At 47.7% G+C, this 17,626-nt stretch carries 13 protein-coding genes; 7 read left to right on the forward strand and 6 right to left on the reverse strand.

The window, feature by feature from the left end; all coding sequences use genetic code 11:
- The 4 genes from B2633_RS14805 to B2633_RS14820 form a co-directional block, all read left to right on the forward strand.
- A partial coding sequence (locus B2633_RS14805) for an LPXTG cell wall anchor domain-containing protein (protein ID WP_483171487.1) occupies positions 1–483 on the forward strand: 483 nt, incomplete at its 5' end.
- A 414-nt stretch (positions 484–897) separates the two neighbouring features.
- Positions 898–2,385, forward strand: coding sequence for an AGE family epimerase/isomerase (locus B2633_RS14810; protein ID WP_483171488.1), 1,488 nt, complete (start codon positions 898–900; stop codon positions 2,383–2,385).
- Positions 2,386–2,448: 63 nt separating this feature from the next.
- The gene (locus B2633_RS14815; protein WP_483171489.1) at positions 2,449–5,766 is read left to right on the forward strand and encodes a CapA family protein; all 3,318 of its coding nucleotides are present in this window, start codon (positions 2,449–2,451) and stop codon (positions 5,764–5,766) included.
- A gap of 86 nt (positions 5,767–5,852) precedes the next feature.
- Positions 5,853–6,452, forward strand: a complete 600-nt coding sequence (locus B2633_RS14820) for a sortase (RefSeq protein WP_483171490.1) — start codon at positions 5,853–5,855, stop codon at positions 6,450–6,452.
- Positions 6,453–6,662: 210 nt separating this feature from the next.
- Here the strand turns inward: B2633_RS14820 and B2633_RS14825 are convergent, their stop codons facing one another.
- From B2633_RS14825 to B2633_RS14835, 3 genes are all read right to left on the reverse strand, one after another.
- A complete protein-coding gene (locus B2633_RS14825) occupies positions 6,663–6,851 on the reverse strand; it encodes a type II toxin-antitoxin system antitoxin (protein WP_481040912.1) in 189 nt (62 codons plus the stop codon).
- A gap of 10 nt (positions 6,852–6,861) precedes the next feature.
- Positions 6,862–7,704 (reverse strand): SPFH domain-containing protein, encoded by an 843-nt coding sequence (locus B2633_RS14830; RefSeq protein WP_483171491.1) that lies wholly within the window; start codon positions 7,702–7,704, stop codon positions 6,862–6,864.
- Positions 7,705–7,944: 240 nt separating this feature from the next.
- The gene (locus tag B2633_RS14835) at positions 7,945–9,126 is read right to left on the reverse strand and encodes a GGDEF domain-containing protein (RefSeq protein ID WP_483171492.1); all 1,182 of its coding nucleotides are present in this window, start codon (positions 9,124–9,126) and stop codon (positions 7,945–7,947) included.
- Between the two features lie 104 nt (positions 9,127–9,230).
- On the opposite strand from B2633_RS14835, the gene B2633_RS14840 reads away from it, so the two are divergent.
- Positions 9,231–9,797 carry a phosphatase PAP2 family protein gene (locus B2633_RS14840; RefSeq protein WP_483171493.1) on the forward strand — a complete coding sequence of 189 codons (567 nt, stop codon included), beginning with the start codon at positions 9,231–9,233 and terminating at the stop codon, positions 9,795–9,797.
- Between the two features lie 250 nt (positions 9,798–10,047).
- Here the strand turns inward: B2633_RS14840 and B2633_RS14845 are convergent, their stop codons facing one another.
- The 3 genes from B2633_RS14845 to B2633_RS14855 all read right to left on the reverse strand — a co-directional run bounded on the left by B2633_RS14845 (position 10,048) and on the right by B2633_RS14855 (position 13,247).
- On the reverse strand, positions 10,048–11,757 hold the full coding sequence (locus tag B2633_RS14845) for a sigma-54 interaction domain-containing protein (protein ID WP_483171494.1): 1,710 nt from the start codon (positions 11,755–11,757) through the stop codon (positions 10,048–10,050).
- Positions 11,758–12,128: 371 nt separating this feature from the next.
- Complete coding sequence (locus tag B2633_RS14850) at positions 12,129–12,539, reverse strand: Smr/MutS family protein (protein WP_483171495.1); 411 nt, start codon at positions 12,537–12,539, stop codon at positions 12,129–12,131.
- A 24-nt stretch (positions 12,540–12,563) separates the two neighbouring features.
- Positions 12,564–13,247 (reverse strand): DUF1287 domain-containing protein, encoded by a 684-nt coding sequence (locus B2633_RS14855; RefSeq protein ID WP_483171496.1) that lies wholly within the window; start codon positions 13,245–13,247, stop codon positions 12,564–12,566.
- 233 nt (positions 13,248–13,480) lie between these two features.
- Here B2633_RS14855 and B2633_RS14860 point away from each other — a divergent pair, with 233 nt between their 5' ends.
- A complete protein-coding gene (locus B2633_RS14860) occupies positions 13,481–15,574 on the forward strand; it encodes an ATP-dependent helicase (protein WP_483171497.1) in 2,094 nt (697 codons plus the stop codon).
- Positions 15,575–15,592: 18 nt separating this feature from the next.
- Positions 15,593–17,602, forward strand: coding sequence for an NAD-dependent DNA ligase LigA (gene ligA / locus B2633_RS14865; protein ID WP_483171498.1), 2,010 nt, complete (start codon positions 15,593–15,595; stop codon positions 17,600–17,602).
- The last annotated feature ends 24 nt before the right edge of the window (positions 17,603–17,626 follow it).

Raw genomic sequence — 17,626 nt, forward strand, 5'->3', positions numbered from 1 at the left:
GACGCCGATGCCGATGCCGACGCTGATGCTGACGCCGATGCCGATGCAGACGCCGATGCCGACGCAGACGCCGATGCAGACGCTGACGCGGATGCCGATGCCGATGCCGACTCAGATTCTGACAGTGACTCGGATTCCGATAGTGATTCAGATTCCGATAGTGATTCAGATTCCGATAGTGATTCAGACTCCGACAGTGATTCAGACTCCGACAGCGATTCAGACTCTGATAGTGATTCTGACTCCGACAGCGACTCCGATTCCGATAGTGACTCTGACAGTGACGCAGACGCAGACGCCGATGCCGACGCTGATATCGATGGGGATGTTGATATACCGGATGAGGAAGTACCCTTAGGGGACGTGGATCCCGTTGGAGAGTTGCCGAAAACAGGTGCTGCAGGCAGTCTGCTGTCTTTGGCCGGACTGGGGATGCTTCTAGCCGGGCTGGGATTAAGAAGAAACACCAATAAGAAAGAATAGTTATCTGCTTAAGATCGGATCATAGCGGATTTATCAACGGAGCCTGATTCTTTATAATAGAATCAGGCTCTGTTTTGGTGAACCCTGTTTTATTGCCCGGGGGGCCAGAAGTTGCTGAAGAAAAGAACTTAATTCATGCTGCTTCCGAGGCGATAAATAAAATAAAGGCAGAAAGGAATATTTTCCATGCATTTTAATAACCCCGAAGCTATTGCTCTGAAAGCCAGGCTTGATCAACTGAAACAGAGGATCCTTGGGCAGGCAGAAGCAGTAACAGGTAATATGAAATTACATTTTGATAAAGATCCGAGGTATATTGTTTTTCTGTCTTTTAGTGATGGCAAGTCGCGTGCCTACGTATGTAATGGCATCGGCAATTCCATTGAATCGAGCTGGAAAAATGCAGTAAATAACATGAATAAAAAAGTGAAAAAGCTGAATCTGCAGCCTTTGTGGGTAAAAGCGGATCTGGTCAAAGATATTCAAGAGTATTCATTTGATGCCTTTATCGAGTATGTTTCCAGCATTAAGACTAATTATTTCAGAGAAGGCATCGCCCTGGATGAGATGTTCAATCTGGCTTTTTTAGAACAGGAAGTCAATGCCAATGTATTTATCTACGGCAATAAAGAATCCCCTAAAAAACAAATTTCCTGGAAGAATATCATGGCCCATATCAGATATAAACTGGGGCTTAAATTAGAATTAGATGAAAATTCCTGCAAGAAAGTATGGTTATTTTCAACGACTGGGTTTTTCCATGATGGAACTGATTGCTACCATCTGAATCATGATTGGCTCAACAATGGCCGCCGCGTCATAGAGGTTATTGATGAAGGCTTGCTGCGGTCAGTAATCGAAAAATCCTCAGGCTATTTGGCTGATCAAGTTGACGATTCAGGCAAGTTCCGTTATGGGTATTTTCCCTGTTTTAATAAGGAGATCCCAGGTTATAATACCCTGCGCCATGCCAGCACCACTTATTCTATGATTGAAGCATTTGAGATCACTAAAGATGAAAGACTAGGGCAGGCCATCATCTTGGCCCTGGATTATTTGGCCAATGAAGGGATAGAGTTGTTGGAGGGTGAAGATGGGGTTACCCGGGCATTCGTGGTGGAACGTACCAGTGACAACGAAATAAAGCTGGGTGCCAATGCAACCGCTATTCTGGCCTTTTCCAAGTATACCGCCGTGTTCGATGACCGTAGGTATGTTCAGCTGATGAAGCAGCTGGCTGAGGGCATCAGCTATTTTCAAGATAAACAAGAGGGATCCTACGTCCATGTTTTGAATTTTCCCGATCTTTCCATTAAGGAAAAATTCCGCACCGTATACTACAACGGCGAAGCGGCTTTTGCTTTGATGAGGTTGTATGACATAGATAAAAATGAGCGCTGGCTCAATATGGTGGAATTAGCCTTTGAATATTTTATCAACAACGAGTACTGGCGCCAAAAGGACCATTGGCTCAGCTATTGCTCCAATGAGCTGTTTAAACACAGGGCGGAGAAAAAGTACATAGAATTCAACCTGAAAAATGCCAGTGGTATTTTGGACTTTTGCTTAAGCAGGGAAACCACCTATCCAACCTTATTGGAATTATTAATGGCTACCTACAGCATGATAGAAAAAATGAAAACAGACCAGTACTGCCTGGAACTGTTGGATTCTTTTGATCAAGAGAAACTGATGGCCGCCATTGAACATCGTGTGGAACATCAGTTGAATGGCTTGTATTTCCCGGAGGTGGCCATGTACTATAAAGCGCCCCAAAACATACTATGGGCCTTTTACATCCGGCATCATTCTTTCCGGTCCAGAATCGATGATATCGAGCACAACATTTCCGGATACTGCAGTTATTTAAAGCAGATCGTTATCCCTGCAGGGCAGAATTGAATGATGAATATGCACGCTTGAGCCTGGTGCTCTTTAAAGGCATTTGTTACAGGAGTGGATACCATGCATAAAGGATGGTCTAAAAACGAGCTGACCGATATTATTGGTGGAAAATGGATCGTGGAGCCTACAGATGATTGGCACTGTTGGAATCTGGCAGTTTCGTCCAGCGGCTGCGTGGGCCAGGGTAATTTATTTGTTGCCATCGATAAAAATAGATGGCTTCAGGGCACAGGTAACATGGGGGTTTATGCGGAGTGGACCGATACCCATACCAACTTGCCCAACTATCAGCACAAAATTGTCGGTGCCATAGTAGAACGACATATAAAAGGTCTGGATCCCTCCATCCCCCAGCTGCTAGTGGAGAACTCTTATGATGTGATCAAAAAGTTAGGTTTAGCTGCACGCGATGCATATTCGGGAAAAATCATTGCGATTACTGGCACTTCGGGAAAATCTTCCACCAAGATGATGGTTGAGCATCTGCTGAAGGGAAAAGGCACGGTCGAGTCTACCCATGGAAATCACAACTCCAGGACGGGTGTGGCCCTGACTTTGGGAAAGTGCGTTACACAGCCCGATTTTATAGTAATTGAGGTAGCTATTTCTGCATTATGGATGCGTTCGGGAGGCATTTGTAAACTTGCTCGTCCCCATGTTGCGGTTGTAACCGAAATTGCTCTGGGACAAACCGGTGGAAATGTGAAGACGGTTCGGGAAACAGCCAGAATGAAGGCTCGTATTGCCCAGGGCATCCAACCTGGAGGAATAGCGGTATTAAACCGTGATATGCCGGAGTTCGATCTGGCAAAATCTGAGGTTATAGCTTACGGAGCCAATGTAATTAGTTACGGATTTCATGAAGACGCTGATTTTCGGGTGGTTGAATGGCGGCCGGTGGATGATGGTTCCTGGGTCAGGGCGGTTATTGGCGATCAGCACATCAGGTATCATTTACCGGCCCTGGGAAGGGGAATGGTCTCTAATTCACTGGCTGCTCTCGCTGCGGTGCATGCGCTGGGAATCGATCCCGCTGAGGCGGCGGATCGTTTACAAACGATTCATTTAAAGGAATCCGTTTTGGAACCACTCAGCGCAGAATTGCCCAAAGGCGGCACGGCATACATACTCGATGACAGTTACAATGCAACAGTCGCTTCAATGCTGGCTGCTTTTGAGGTCTTTAAAGTAAATGCGGCTCAACATAAGGGTAAAAAAATCTGTATTTTGGGGAGGCTTGTAAACTTAGGGGACAGCGCCGGGGCAATCCACAAAAAACTGGCCCGACCTCTGATTGATACAGGAGCTGACTTGGTATTTCTGTATGGAGATGAAATGAGATATTTGGTTGAAGAATTACCGGAAAAAATGGTAGCGGGCTTCTATACTGACATTAAGACCTGTGCAAGGGATGCGGCCAGCATACTGGAACCCGATGATTATGTTCTGCTGAAAGGGTCTCGCCGGGCCAATGATTTCGGCCAGATTCGATCCAGTTTATTGTCGGCAATACAAAGGCAGCATGAGCTGCCGCCATTCACCCCCGGAAAGAGGGGGCTCTTATCCAACTCTAGGTATGGGCTGCAGGCAGTCGATGCGGAAAGCGGAGAGACGCTTCTAAGTGCAGGAAACACTCATATTCAAGTGAACCGCGGTCTGGGCAGTTTGTTGCTGCTGGCATTGTTGCTGGAGAATATCGCCAGGGGGAAAATGAAATTAAATGAGTATGTAACCATAAATTCTTCATCGGCCAGAGAGGCAAAAGCGTCTGCCGCAATCGGTTTTGAAGAAGGGGAACAGGTATCGCTTTATACATTGTTGAGCTTATTAGTCTGCCGGAATTCGCCAGACGTGGCATTGGCATTAGCAGAAACCATGTCGGATAAGACTTCGGAAGCCTTAAAATCTTTAAAAAATTTGGCCCGGCAGCTGAATTTGAGTGCCAGTGCCGTCGAAAATATCAGCGGCAGGCCTACAACTAAACCGCAGTACTTTACTGTAACAGATCTGAGCAAAGTGGGAAGATATTTCTTTTCTTTGCCTCCCCAATATTCAAAAATCCTCAACACAACTATGGTGGAATACAAAGGCAGGTTGTTTAATTCCACCAGCAACCTGGTGGCCAGCGGAAAAATATATGGCGGTTTCCTTTTCGGGCCGAGCAATGGGGAAGGAACTGTCTTGACTTATATAGGGGGAAGAAAAGTCGTAATCTCAGTGTGTGGCGCCAGGGATAGTTTTCAGCGCGATTACTTGCTTGCCGAAGCCATAGACCGGCTTGCAGGGACGGGGGACAGGGCGGATAATCCGATGATCAGAAGGGGATTCAACCTCCCGGTTGAACAGCCATCTATTATTCAGTTTATTGGTGATACCTATTTCGGGGAGGATTATACCATCAAACGCCAAAGAAGAGGAGAAGAAGATGCACTTACAAAGTATGGCTATGATTATTCTTTTGAAGTATTGCAACCTTTCCTGGCCCAGGGAAGTCTGAATATCGCTAATTTTGAAGGCGTGCTCACTGATTTAACTGCTTCGCCCCTGAAAGGCATCAAGCCATTTGTATTAGGCGGGAGGATTCAAGAAAGCATCCGTTCTTTAAAGAACAATCATATTCATGCTGTGACTTTAGGCAATAACCACGCCATGGATTATGGTTCACATGGACTTAAATCAACCCTCCAGGCCTTCAATGAAGGAGATATTCCATCGGCAGGGGCGGGATTAACAGGCAGAGATGCCAGCGAACCACTGCGAATTAGCATTGGAGATGGTGAAATTGTCATATATAGCGGCTATTGGTACCGACGCCCGGCACATTATGAATTTGAATCATATGCTATGGGTAATCAACCTGGCGTAGCTTGCCTGAACGGCGAGCTGATGGAGAGGATCGCCAAAGACAAACGCACTAAGTCCTCTCAAGCCTTTACCATTTTAGTTGCCCATTGGGGCACGGATTACGGACCGATACTGAAAGAACAAATGAATTATGCCAAAACATTTATGGATTGCGGGGCTGATCTGATTATCGGCCATGGTGCACATTTGATGCAGGGAATTCAACAAATAAACGGTAAATGGGTGCTCTATAGCATCGGAAATGGCGTCTTTAACAGTAATGGAGAGTACCAACAGAGAAAGATGCCGCCGTATAGTTATTTGCTGCAGCTAAGAATTCAGGAAAAAGGCGAAAAGTGCATTCGGCTTTATCCAATATTTACTGATAATTTAAAAACATTTTGGCAGCCTCGTTTTGTTACTGAAGAGGAATTCAGAGATGTAATTGCATATCAGACGCAGTTGGGTACACCCATTGATCAGTTTGATATCGGAATGGATGCATATGGTTATTACACCGAAGTCAAAATTTGAGGCTGGTTGTTTTAAGCGGCATATGAGATATTAGATCATGAAAGAGGACCGGTTGCTTCATCAGTATTTGAAGAGTTGGCAGGATCATGAAACAGGAGAGAAGAAATTTTTATTTAAAGTGTTTGGGCGGCCTGCTGGTGCTGGGCGGCTTGTTTTTGCTTGCTTTTCCATACGTTCAAAGCATATACGACCAATGGGCTCATCCAATTGCCAACATTCAGCCCGCAGAGCAGAATCCTCTACCCTCGGAAACCACTACCACAACATCCCCGGCAGGCCAGCCCCGGGACTTCCTGCCGATTTCCGGTCGCCTGCTTATTCCCAGCCTGCAACTTGAACTGCAGATTGGCTATGGGGTTGAGGAAGAAGATCTGAAGAAGGGGCCTGGTTTCTATCCCCAAAGCGGCTATCCCAGCCTTGGCAATGTAAGCATCGCCGGTCACCGCAATGCCTATGGCAGTCCTTTCCTGCATTTGAACGAATTAAAACCTGGCGATACCATCGAACTCTACTATGACAATGCTCATTATATTTACAGTGTGGATCGTGTCTATGTTACCCACAGCCGGGACTGGAGCGTAGTAGATCCCACCAGTGAACCGGCCATCACGCTGACCACCTGCACCCCTCTGCGTCCGGTGGACGGCCATTACGACCGCCTGATCGTGCGGGGCTACCTGCAATGAAATCATTATTAAATCATGCTGCTTTTTTTCATCATCATCTATTGAGTCATCTTTACCCATGATTGAGATGTTAACAGCACTCAGGGTTTTATTTACATAGGAGTACTTGCATTCGTGAGTGGAAAGTCATGGCAAAGGTTTGGTGGTTGAGGCTAAAGTCAAAAAGGACCGGATGAACCGGCCCGCATATTGGCATAGATTTTCTCTAAGCTATTCAACTTCAGCTTTTCTCTCTGTATTATCCGCTTTCGGCAGACGTCCTGCCTTGAGCAAGGCATCTCTTAAAATATACTCGATGTGGGCGTTTACGCTGCGCAATTCATCCTGTGCCCACCGTTCCAGGGCGGCATAGATGTGGGGGTCAATACGCAGTGGAAAGCTCTTTTTTATACTAGCCATGGCCTTGCCTCTAATATAAGGTGCTGGTATTCAATATAGGCTGCGCACCCCGCTCAGAAATGATGGCCACCAGCAGATTATTGATCATTGCCACTTTGCGCTCTTGATCAAGTTCTAATATGCCGTCTTCTTCCAGGCGCAATAGAGCCATTTGCACCATACCTACCGCCCCATCGACGATTATCTGCCGGGCTGCCAGTATTGCCGAAGCCTGCTGGCGCTGCAGCATAGCACTGGCTATTTCGGTGGCGTAGGCCAGATGGGTTAAGCGTGCTTCCATGACTTCGACCCCCGCCAGGGATAGCCTCTCTCGCAGCTCCCGGGTTAACTCTTCGGCCACAACATCAGCGCTGCCGCGCAGTGACAGGCCCTCTTCACCGTAACTGTCATAGGGATATTTAGTGGCTACGTGGCGCAGTGCGGTTTCACTCTGGATCTCCACAAACTGCTCATAATTGGTGACATCAAAGATGGCTTTGGCGGTGTCAACAACCCTGAAAACCACCACTGCCGCGATCTCTACCGGATTGCCCAGAACATCATTGACTTTAAGGGTTTTGCTGTTAAAGTTACTCACCCTTAAGGAAACCTTGGTGCGCATAGAAAAGGGGGTGATCATCCAAAAACCGCTGGCAGTAACGCTGCCGATGTAGCGGCCGAAAAAGGTGATAACCTGAGCCTGATTAGGTTGAACCACGATAATAGAAGAGCAGATCAGAATCGCTGCCAGTATGGAGATTATTCCCAACCCAATGGACTCGTTTATAAAACCTAATACTGCTACGGGAATCAATATGATGCCGACAAACAGAGCCAAGAAGCCGTTGATCTTCCAAGCACTTTTTTCAATCATAAAAAAACCCTCCCTTAAATTTAATCATACCTGATATGTAAATGATATCATAATAATATACAAAGAACCAGGCATCAAGTGGCAATTTAGAGTGGCAAATTATGTTTTTGCCCTGGAAAGGAGATCGATCAAAGGTGTGGTTATGTGTTTCCGGCATGGAAAAGCAATATGGTATATTAAAGGCGGGTTCGATCGAAACGGCGTTGGTTTAGCAAGGGAAACCAACGCCTCTTTTGGCTGTTATTGAATTTCAGCGGCGTAAGAAACCGTATTGCGGCCCCGTTGCTTGGATAAATAGAGGCCTCTGTCTGCGAATTCGATCAAATTAACGGCTGAATCGCCGTCTTCCGGGTAAGAGGCTACTCCAATTGACAGGGTAATGTCCAAATCAGGAAGCGCTGCGGTCTTTTGTCTGATGCGTTCGGCTACATATATGGCATCGCGGACACCGGTTCTAGGCAGGGTTACCATAAATTCATCCCCGCCATAGCGCCCTATGCTGTCAACTGCGCGGATAGACTGGTGTATTACCGCAGACACTTGCGCCAGGATTTGATCTCCCACCAGGTGCCCCAAGGTATCGTTGATTTCCTTAAAATAATCGACATCGACCATCAGTATGGTGAAATTTTGCTGGCTCTGCAGCAGCTTTTCGATTTCATCCATGATGGCGTTTTTATTGTAACACTTGGTAAGACTATCTAACTTATTGATATCCAACAATCTTTGATGGGTGTGTTCAAAATCTATGGTTCGTTTCAGAACCTCGTACTTGACCGATTTCTCCCATTCTGCCAGGCGGCGATTGGCTTCTTTGACGCGGTTGTCGAGATCGTTCTTGATATTATGATAAAAATAGAGGAAAAAGCTTCCCAGGCTAAGTCCTTGCAGAACAACATATATTATCCGGTTCGACAGTGAATCCCCCTGCAATGCTATGGGCTGCGCCCCCAGCAAAAAAAGCAGGCCCAGAGTTAGGGCGGAAAGGTTTTTACAGCCTTTCCTGGATTGAAATAAGGCCGGGATCAGGAGTACCATGTTTAAGTAAAGCAAAAAACGGTTTAATCCGGGCAGAAGCGTTTTCCAGTACGGGAGCCAGGATAATGCGATCAATATAAAAGGCATCAGGTATGCTGCCAGTATGAAGGTTCGCGCGGGAAACCCCTTGGAGGGAACAGAAAAAATTACCAGGAAACCCAGAATGACAACAGTCTGAGCACTGATAAACAGGGCTTCTGCGGTCGCATAAGGCGGATATAGATAGAGGAATATGAAAACCAGCAAAGGGGACAAAAACAGCGGCCCAGCCCAGCGCAAGGATCCGTCCTCGCGGTTAAACAGGTGGTTAATAACCACAATCAAGAGGCTGAAACCAGTGATCAATAAAAATAGTATCTGCCCTGCCAGACCATTTTGAAACATTGTTTTATCTCTTTACGGTGACTATTAATCATCAGGAGCGTAATAAGCATTCCTTTAGTTTAATATAAGTCAAGCAACAGCTTATATAAAGGGGAATTTTCAGAATGAATCTGTTGGAACAAATTATTGTTAATATAGGCAGTTGGGATAAGGCTGTACAACAATGGGCAATCACCAATCATCAGCCTGAGTTGATAGGGCTTTTTACCTGTATAACCGGATTGGGGAATTCGACTGCCCTGATTATACTCTGTGCCCTTATTTCCTTATTGCTATTTTTAAATGAACGCTGGAACCTGTTCTTGATACTGGATGTGGGATTAACTGCTGCCTGGTTGTCCATGGCCTTTCTCAAAGCACTATTCGGGCGCCTTCGCCCCCTGGGCGAGCATCTGGTTTATGCCGGGGGATTTAGCTTCCCCAGTGGTCATGCCATGCTTTCTCTGGTATTTTACGGGTTTGTGGCTTACATTGCTTCACTTTATCTAAAAGGCCGCTCCAGGTGGGGCGTACAGCTTGCGGCAGGATTGATCGTATTTTTAATTGGGGGCAGCCGGGTCTATCTCAATGTCCACTATTTCAGCGACGTAATGGCCGGATTTGTTATCGGCGGTTTATTTCTGTTGATCATGATACGAACTCACAAATGGATGGAAAAGAACGTGTTTTAAGCCATCTCTGCCGGGAGACTGAAGAAGGTCGGATTTTAATTTTCAATTATTACGAGTCTGCTCGTGTGTAAACTTGGGAGGAGCCCCGTATACCGAACGGCGCGTATGGTTCTCTGGGGGTCTGGGCCACCAATTGGGTAGCCCTTTTACCCGGAGTCGGCTACTCAATTAATGGGTAGCCCCCTGCCCGATTGGACATGATTTTCCTCGGAAATCCTGTAGGCCTTTGTTAAGCTCACAGTTGAGTTGATTACAGTAAAGCATGTTTTTTCATCAACCGATAAAGCGTACTCTTGGATACGTTCAATCTATGGGCGATCTTTTTGCGGTTGCCATTACAAAGCTTCATTGCTTCCAGCAGTTGCTCTTTTTCAGCACTGTCAATCCTGGTCTGAAGCTCATGTATGTTTTCCGGGATTTCGAGATCTTCTATTAATGAACGCATGAAATTGGGCAGGGCATCCACGCCAACGGTGCTGCCTTTGCAGAAGTTCATCGCCGATTCTATGACATTTTTTAATTCACGTATGTTCCCGGGCCAGTCGTAATTCATGAATACATTCAAGACCTCAGGGCTGAATCTTAAGACTGACAAGTTAAGGTTTTTATTCATTTCTTTCATGCCATATTCAACTATTTCGGGTATGTCCTCTTTTCTCTCCCGGAGTGGAGGCATATTGAAATTGATGACATTGACCCGGTAATAGAGGTCTTCCCGGAAACTGCCTTCATTAACCAATGCTAACAGGTCTTTGTTGGTGGCGGTAATAACCCTTACATCAATGGGAATGGTAAGTTCTGAACCGAGACGTTCAATTTCTTTCTCCTGCAACACCCGCAATAGTTTGGCCTGCATCGCCATTGGCATATCCCCGATTTCGTCCAAAAATATGGTGCCTCCGTTGGCCAACTCAAATTTGCCCATCTTTCCGCCCTTGCGCGCTCCGGTAAAGGCCCCTTCCACATAGCCGAACAGTTCCGATTCCAGGAGGGTTTCGGGAATAGCGGCGCAGTTGACTCTTATAAAGGGCTTGGAAAAGCGGCCGCCATGGAAATGTATGGCCTGCGCGAATAATTCTTTGCCGGTGCCGCTCTCACCGGTCAATAATACCGTTGAAGGCGAATCCGCTATAAGCAGCACCTTTTCTTTCAGATCGCTTATGATGGAGCTCTTCCCTATGATGTTATTGATTCCCCGGCGGGCTTTATGGATCTGGCTGAACTCATCTTTATATGAATCAAGTTCAATAATGGTCTGGGAGACGTTGGACATGATATCCCTGGTCTGCAAACCGGCAATCATATCAATATATGAACTGCCATATTTCTTTTCCACATCTTTGGGGTCAATGCTCAAGTACTTGGAAAATACTCCCGCGAAGTTGTTTTTTTTGTAGACCGGCCTTCGCGAGGTAATATATTTGCGGTTGCCAAAACGGGAATAAGCCAGGGGTTGTAGGGTGCGAGTCTTTAAAGTCCGGTCCAGGTCTTCATCATGAAAAAATTCATCGACTTTGTGTCCGATCATGTTTTCCACAGTGGTATGGTTGTAATCGGCAAAGGCCTGATTCACATATCTGATGATGCGATTCTCATCGACATAGATCATGCCCTCATAACGGCTGTCCAAAATGCTGTGAAACATTTCTCTTTCCATCGCATAAGCGGTACATTGCCGGTGTATATAGCTGTCATTTACCAGAATAAGCAACCCCCCGGCAAGATCGCTTCCAAGGGTATACTGGGAAAGATCGACAAAGGCAATGAATGGATTCTCTTCTACGAATAAGTTCTCTAAAACCAGGTCAGGAATCAGTTCAGTGATGTTGGAACCAACTGTTAAAACCTGGGCGACACTCTCACTGCCGTAACGGGCCACTATCGTACCGGATGAATCTATGACTGCCAGGGGTGTATTGTGATCTAGATCACATATTTTAGCGTTATATTTCGCTAACAAAATAAACCCTCCTAACTTCCGACAAACAGGTTAAGATAAACGGGCGTAAACCTCTCTCTATATCATTCGTAGCTCATCGCCCGCAAAAGATATGCAAAGAAGCAGAGTATGTTGCTTAACCAAATAAAATAGACAATTGGACTACAATATTTATTGTAAAGGAATTAATAGCCGGAATCTATACATTTCACTCCTTGATTCAATGCTCTGTTGAGCCCTCTGACCGATCTTAGACTGTTGTCGAAAAATGTATTGGGTTATTATAATATTTCTTTCCCCACTATATACCCAATGGCGGGTCACTCATTCATGAGACTGGTTGGGGTGAACTTTAAACTTTGGCAAAATTAGCGATTCCGCCAAGATAGGGCTCAGTAGCTTTTACGCTTTCGGGATTTTTGGGTTTTGGCCGCTTTGCGCTCCCGGCGGGCCTCTTCTGAATAGATCTGCCGGTTTTTCTCCTGTTTTTTCTGCCCGCCCAGATATTGCTGCTCCAGCCCTTTGAGCAAAACCAGCGTGTGCCCGGCGTCAAAAGTAAGGCAAACCGGCAAATCGGATTCACCATAGACCACCTTATAACCTGAAGCCTTAATTTCCGGCCAGGACTTGAGAAGTTTCCTGACCTCGGTTTTGATCACGGAAAAGTTGCGTTCACTGTGGTGGCCTTTGCCATGGTTGATGTCGAGTATATCCACGCCGTGATCCATGCACCATTGCAGGCTGCTGCGGGTCTTTTCCAGCGCTTCGTTGAGGCCCAGGCCGTGCAGGTTCAGGGTCTCCATTTGTTTCACTCCTTTAGATCTCGATTACTTGGGATAGCGGTAATGTCCGATGATCTCCCATCTCAACAAAGCGTCTTCCTCCCTGCACACACTGGCGTTGTGTATCACCAGGGGTATGCCCTCCTCATTGCGGCGGTCGCTGACAATGCCACAGTGTTCGAGTCCATTGGAAAAGCGCCAATAGACCACATCGCCCCACTGCCACAGTGTCTCATCACTGTGATTCTCCACAGACAGGGTCTGACCGTGGCGCTTGAAATAAGCCATCTGATTGGGGACGCGGCGGTGGTCAATATTGGCATCCGGACCCTTCAAACCCCATAGCTGCGGGTATTCGGAAAAGCGGTCCCGCATATCCTGGTGAATCAAGGCCTGCAGGTCAATACCGGCCCTGCGAAAGGCGCGTATCACCACATCGGTGCATGCCCCCCTATCAGGGGCGACGTCCCCGCCGGGGTAGCTCATCACCTGATAAGAGGCGTCATAACGCGTGCCGTTAACGGCTTCAGCCCTGGCCCCCAGGAGGATGAGGTCCGGGGTCTTTAACTGGTCTGCCGGGATGCTTTCCACCGGAGAAGGCGGCAAACCCTTTTCAACCGGAATTGGTATCGTAATTGGAGCAAAATCCTGTTTTGAAAAAAGGCCCCAACCGGCTATGATGCAAGCCAAGACCGCTGCTGTTGCTATAATTCGGAAGCCCGGCTTCAAATCCAACCTCTCCTCCCACTGATAATCGACTGTTGTTATAAGGATTGTAATAATATCCGGGCCGTACTTCAAGGTTTTATATCAATAACCTGGAAAGCCCCGACCTGGAAGGGTCATGATAAAAAGACTCACTTGTGTTATTATAAAAGGGTTATATTTGTTAAATACGGTTTATAAAACTCCGTTAAACCGGCCGCTGACCAAAGGGATTTTGCCAAAAGAGGAGCTTTTCCGTGAGCCAGGAGATTATTTCTGAATTGAATAAACAGCAACAGGAGGCAGTCTTGCATTTAGAAGGGCCATGCATGGTTTTGGCCGGTGCCGGGAGCGGGAAAACCAGGGTGTTGACCCGCCGGATCGCCAACCTCATCGACCGGGGCGCATCGCCGCAGTCCATCATGGCCATTACTTTTACCAACAAAGCCGCCCAGGAGATGCGTTCCAGGGTCGCCCGCCTGTTTCCCGATTTTAGCGGCCAATGGATTCAAACCTTCCACGCCGCCTGTTACCGCATTTTGCGCATGGATATTAAACGCCTCGGTTACGAGCCCAATTTCTCTATCATGGATGAAGGCGACTCCAAGACTGTTATCAAGAACATCTTAAAAGAAGAAAACGATTATGAGAATAAGCCCGAGAATATCCTCTACCAGATCAAGAAGGTCAAAAACAGTCTGGGCGAACCGGAAGCATTTTTTATGAAACTGCATGCCCCGCAATCGGTGCGGGAAAAATACCTCAGGGTCCACCGCCTTTACCAGAGCCGCTTAAAAGAGCTCAATGCCTTGGATTTTGAGGATCTGATCGTTTTGTGCGTGCGGCTTTTTACGGAATACCCCGAGGTTCTGGATAAATACCAGGAGTGGTTTAAACACATCATGATCGACGAGTATCAGGACACCAATTTTGCCCAGTATAAATGGGCCAAGCTTTTGGCGCAAAAACACCACAACCTGTTTGTGGTGGGCGATCCCGATCAATCCATTTATAGCTGGCGGGGTGCGGAACCTTTCAATATCAAGCGCTTCTTGAACGATTACCCTGAGGCCCGGGTGATAAAACTGGAGCAGAATTATCGCTCCAGCCAGTGTATCCTGGAGGCCGCCAATGCTGTTATAGTAAATAATGAGGAGCGCGAAGAAAAGCAGCTTTTCACGGAAAACCAGGGCGGAGGCAAGTTGGTCTATTTCTGCGCCGGGGACAGTTTTCAGGAAGCCCGTTTCGTGGCGGATTCTATTTCGGATTTAGTGGACCGCGAAGGGCGGCATTATAGCGAATGCGCGATTTTTTACCGCACTCATGCCCAGTCCCGGGTTCTGGAAGAGGCCTTGTTAAAAAAATATATACCCTATCAGATTGTAGGCGCCCGCCGTTTCTACGAGCGCAAAGAGATTAAGGATATCATCGCTTACCTCAAACTGGCCTGCAATTATGATGACCGCTTAAGCCTGGAGCGGATTATCAATGTGCCCCGCCGGGGCATTGGAGAAAAGACCCTGGAAAAGATACATGTCATAGCCGCTGAAAGCGGGCTTTCTTTGATGGAAGTGCTGGATAAAGTAAGTTCTATTCCGGGTATCAGCGGCAAGGTCGCAGAAAAGCTGACCGAATTTTATGGTATGATGAGGTATTTTACCGCTTTGGCCCATGAATTCGTATCGGTCAGGGAGATCATCGACCAGGTCCTGGAACTGAGCGGATACCTGGACGAACTCAAAAACAGCCATGCTCCGGACGCTGAAACCCGCATCGAGAACCTGCAGGAACTGCGCTCGCTGGCGGTGGAATTTGAGGCCCAGGGAGGCGAAAGCCTGGAGGAGTTCCTGGCCCAGCTGGCCCTGGTGCAGGATACTGACGAAATCAACCGTTCCGACACCGTTTTCATGATGACTTTCCACGGCGCCAAAGGCCTGGAATTTCCGGTGGTCTTCATGACGGGCATGGAAGAAGGGGTATTTCCTTCTTACCGCAGCGAGACCCCCCAGGACATTCAGGAGGAACGAAGACTGTGCTATGTGGGCATAACCAGGGCCATGGAAAGACTGTATCTGACCAACGCAGTGAGCAGGCTGCTCTACGGCTATGAACGCAGCAATCCGCCCTCACGCTTTTTGAAAGAAATACCGCAGGAATTGATGATATCACCGCATCATAAAGAAGTGATCACCGTACAATTGGGTGCAGGGGACACCGTTATACACCGCAAATTCGGCATGGGTATTATCACTGCTCTTATTGACGAAGGCCAGATCGCAGTGGTGGATTTTGAAAGGGCCGGAGTGCGCATGCTGCGCCTGGACCTGGCTCCGCTGGAGAAAATCGGATGATACTAGGGGGCCTTGATATTGAACGATCCAAAATCACGTATTAAGGATTTGTGCAATGAGATAAGAAAACACGAGCACCATTATTATGTGCTCGACAATCCCTTAATCAGTGACGCCGAGTTTGATGCTTTGATGGCAGAACTTATCGCTTTGGAATCGCAGTATCCGCAATTGATAACCCCGGACTCCCCCACCCAGCGGGTTGGCGGAGAGGTCTTAGATAAATTCAACACCATAACCCATCGCTATCCGCTCCTAAGCCTGGATAATGCTTTTTCCTTTTCGGATTTGGCCCAATTTAATCAACGTGTCCTCAGGCTGGTTAACCAGGCCGATTTCATGACTGAACTCAAAATCGACGGGGTGTCTGTGGTGGTGGTTTATGAAAATGGGGTTTTCCTGCATGCAGCCACGCGGGGAAACGGTCTGGTGGGAGAGGATGTCAGCGCCAATGTCCGTGCCATTAAGACCATCCCCCTCAAGTTGAAGACTGCTGTGCCCCGCCTGGAGGTGCGCGGGGAGGTATATATGCCCAAACGGGAATTCGCCAGGTTAAACGCTGAAAAAGAGGAAATAGGGGAGCGGATCTTCGCCAATCCCCGCAACGCCGCGGCCGGTTCGCTCCGGCAGTTGAACCCGCAGATCACCGCTTCCCGTTCCCTGTCGGCGTTCTTTTACGATGTGGTTTATGCTGAAGGGGCGGCCTTAAGCACTCAACAGGATATGCTGGCTTTTATACAGGAGCAAGGCCTGCCGGTTAATCCGGAATATTACCTTTGCCACGATATCCGTGAGGTTTTCAGGTATTGCGAAGAACTCGGCGAAAAGCGCCATGAACTCCCCTACGAAATAGACGGCATAGTGGTGAAACTCAATTCCCTGCCTGCGCGGGAAGAATTAGGGCAGACCGCCAAGAGCCCCCGCTGGGCCATTGCTTACAAGTTTCCCCCCGAGGAGAAAGAGACCAGGGTTCTGGATATAGTGGTTAATGTAGGCCGAACCGGGGTGATAGCCCCCACGGCCATTTTGGAAGCGGTCTCTCTGGCCGGCACTACCGTAAGCCGGGCCAGCATGCATAATTTTGACCTGGTTGAGGAAAAGGACATCCGCAAGGGCGATATAGTACTGGTTCATAAAGCGGGAGACATCATTCCCGAAATCATCAAGTCCTTTCCCGAAAAGAGAAAAGGGGACGAAGTCAAGGTCACGCCCCCGCTGAAATGCCCGGCCTGTGAAAGCCAGGTGGTGCGGCCTTCAGGAGAAGTGGCCTACCGCTGTGAAAATATAAACTGCCCGGCCCGCTTGAAAGAGAGCCTGATTTTCTTCGCCTCCCGGGATGCTATGGACATAGAGGGCATGGGTCCGGCAGTGATTGAACAGCTGGTGGAGCGCGGTATGGTACGGCGGGTGGAGGATATCTACAGCCTTACCGGGGAACAACTGGCAGATTTGGAAAGAATGGGGGCCAAATCGGCCGCCAAACTCATAGAGGCTATTGAAAGGAGCAAAAAGCAGCCCTTGTTCCGTTTGCTGACGGCGCTTGGCATTCGTCATATCGGCCCCAAGAGCGCCAAAATCCTTACCAGGCATTACGGCAATTTGGACCAGTATTATCATTTGAGTGAAGCCGAGTTAATACAAATCCCGGAAATTGGAGCGAAGATCGCGGAGAGCGTTACCGGTTTTTTTGCCGAGCCGCGCAACTGTCAAACCGTAGAAAAACTCAAATCCGCCGGCTTAAATATCATCGAGGATAAACCGCTTCAGGGGCCTCTGCCATTGCTGGGAAAGAGTTTTGTGCTGACCGGCTCACTGGTTTCGTTCACTCGCAGCCAGGCTACGCAAATCATCGAGGAACTAGGGGGAAGAGTTTCTTCCAGCGTGAGTAAGAAAACTGACTATGTTGTGGTGGGAGAGGACCCCGGCAGCAAATACGATAAAGCACAGCAGTTAGGAATCACTTTGCTTGATGAAACTGCGTTTGCGGGTTTAATGGAAGAGCACCAACAGTTATTAGCGAAAAAATAGTATCTGTGCTCAACCCATACATAT

The sequence above is a fragment of the Syntrophomonas sp. UBA1041 genome, assembly GCF_002316705.1.
Taxonomy (GTDB): domain Bacteria; phylum Bacillota; class Syntrophomonadia; order Syntrophomonadales; family Syntrophomonadaceae; genus DTU019.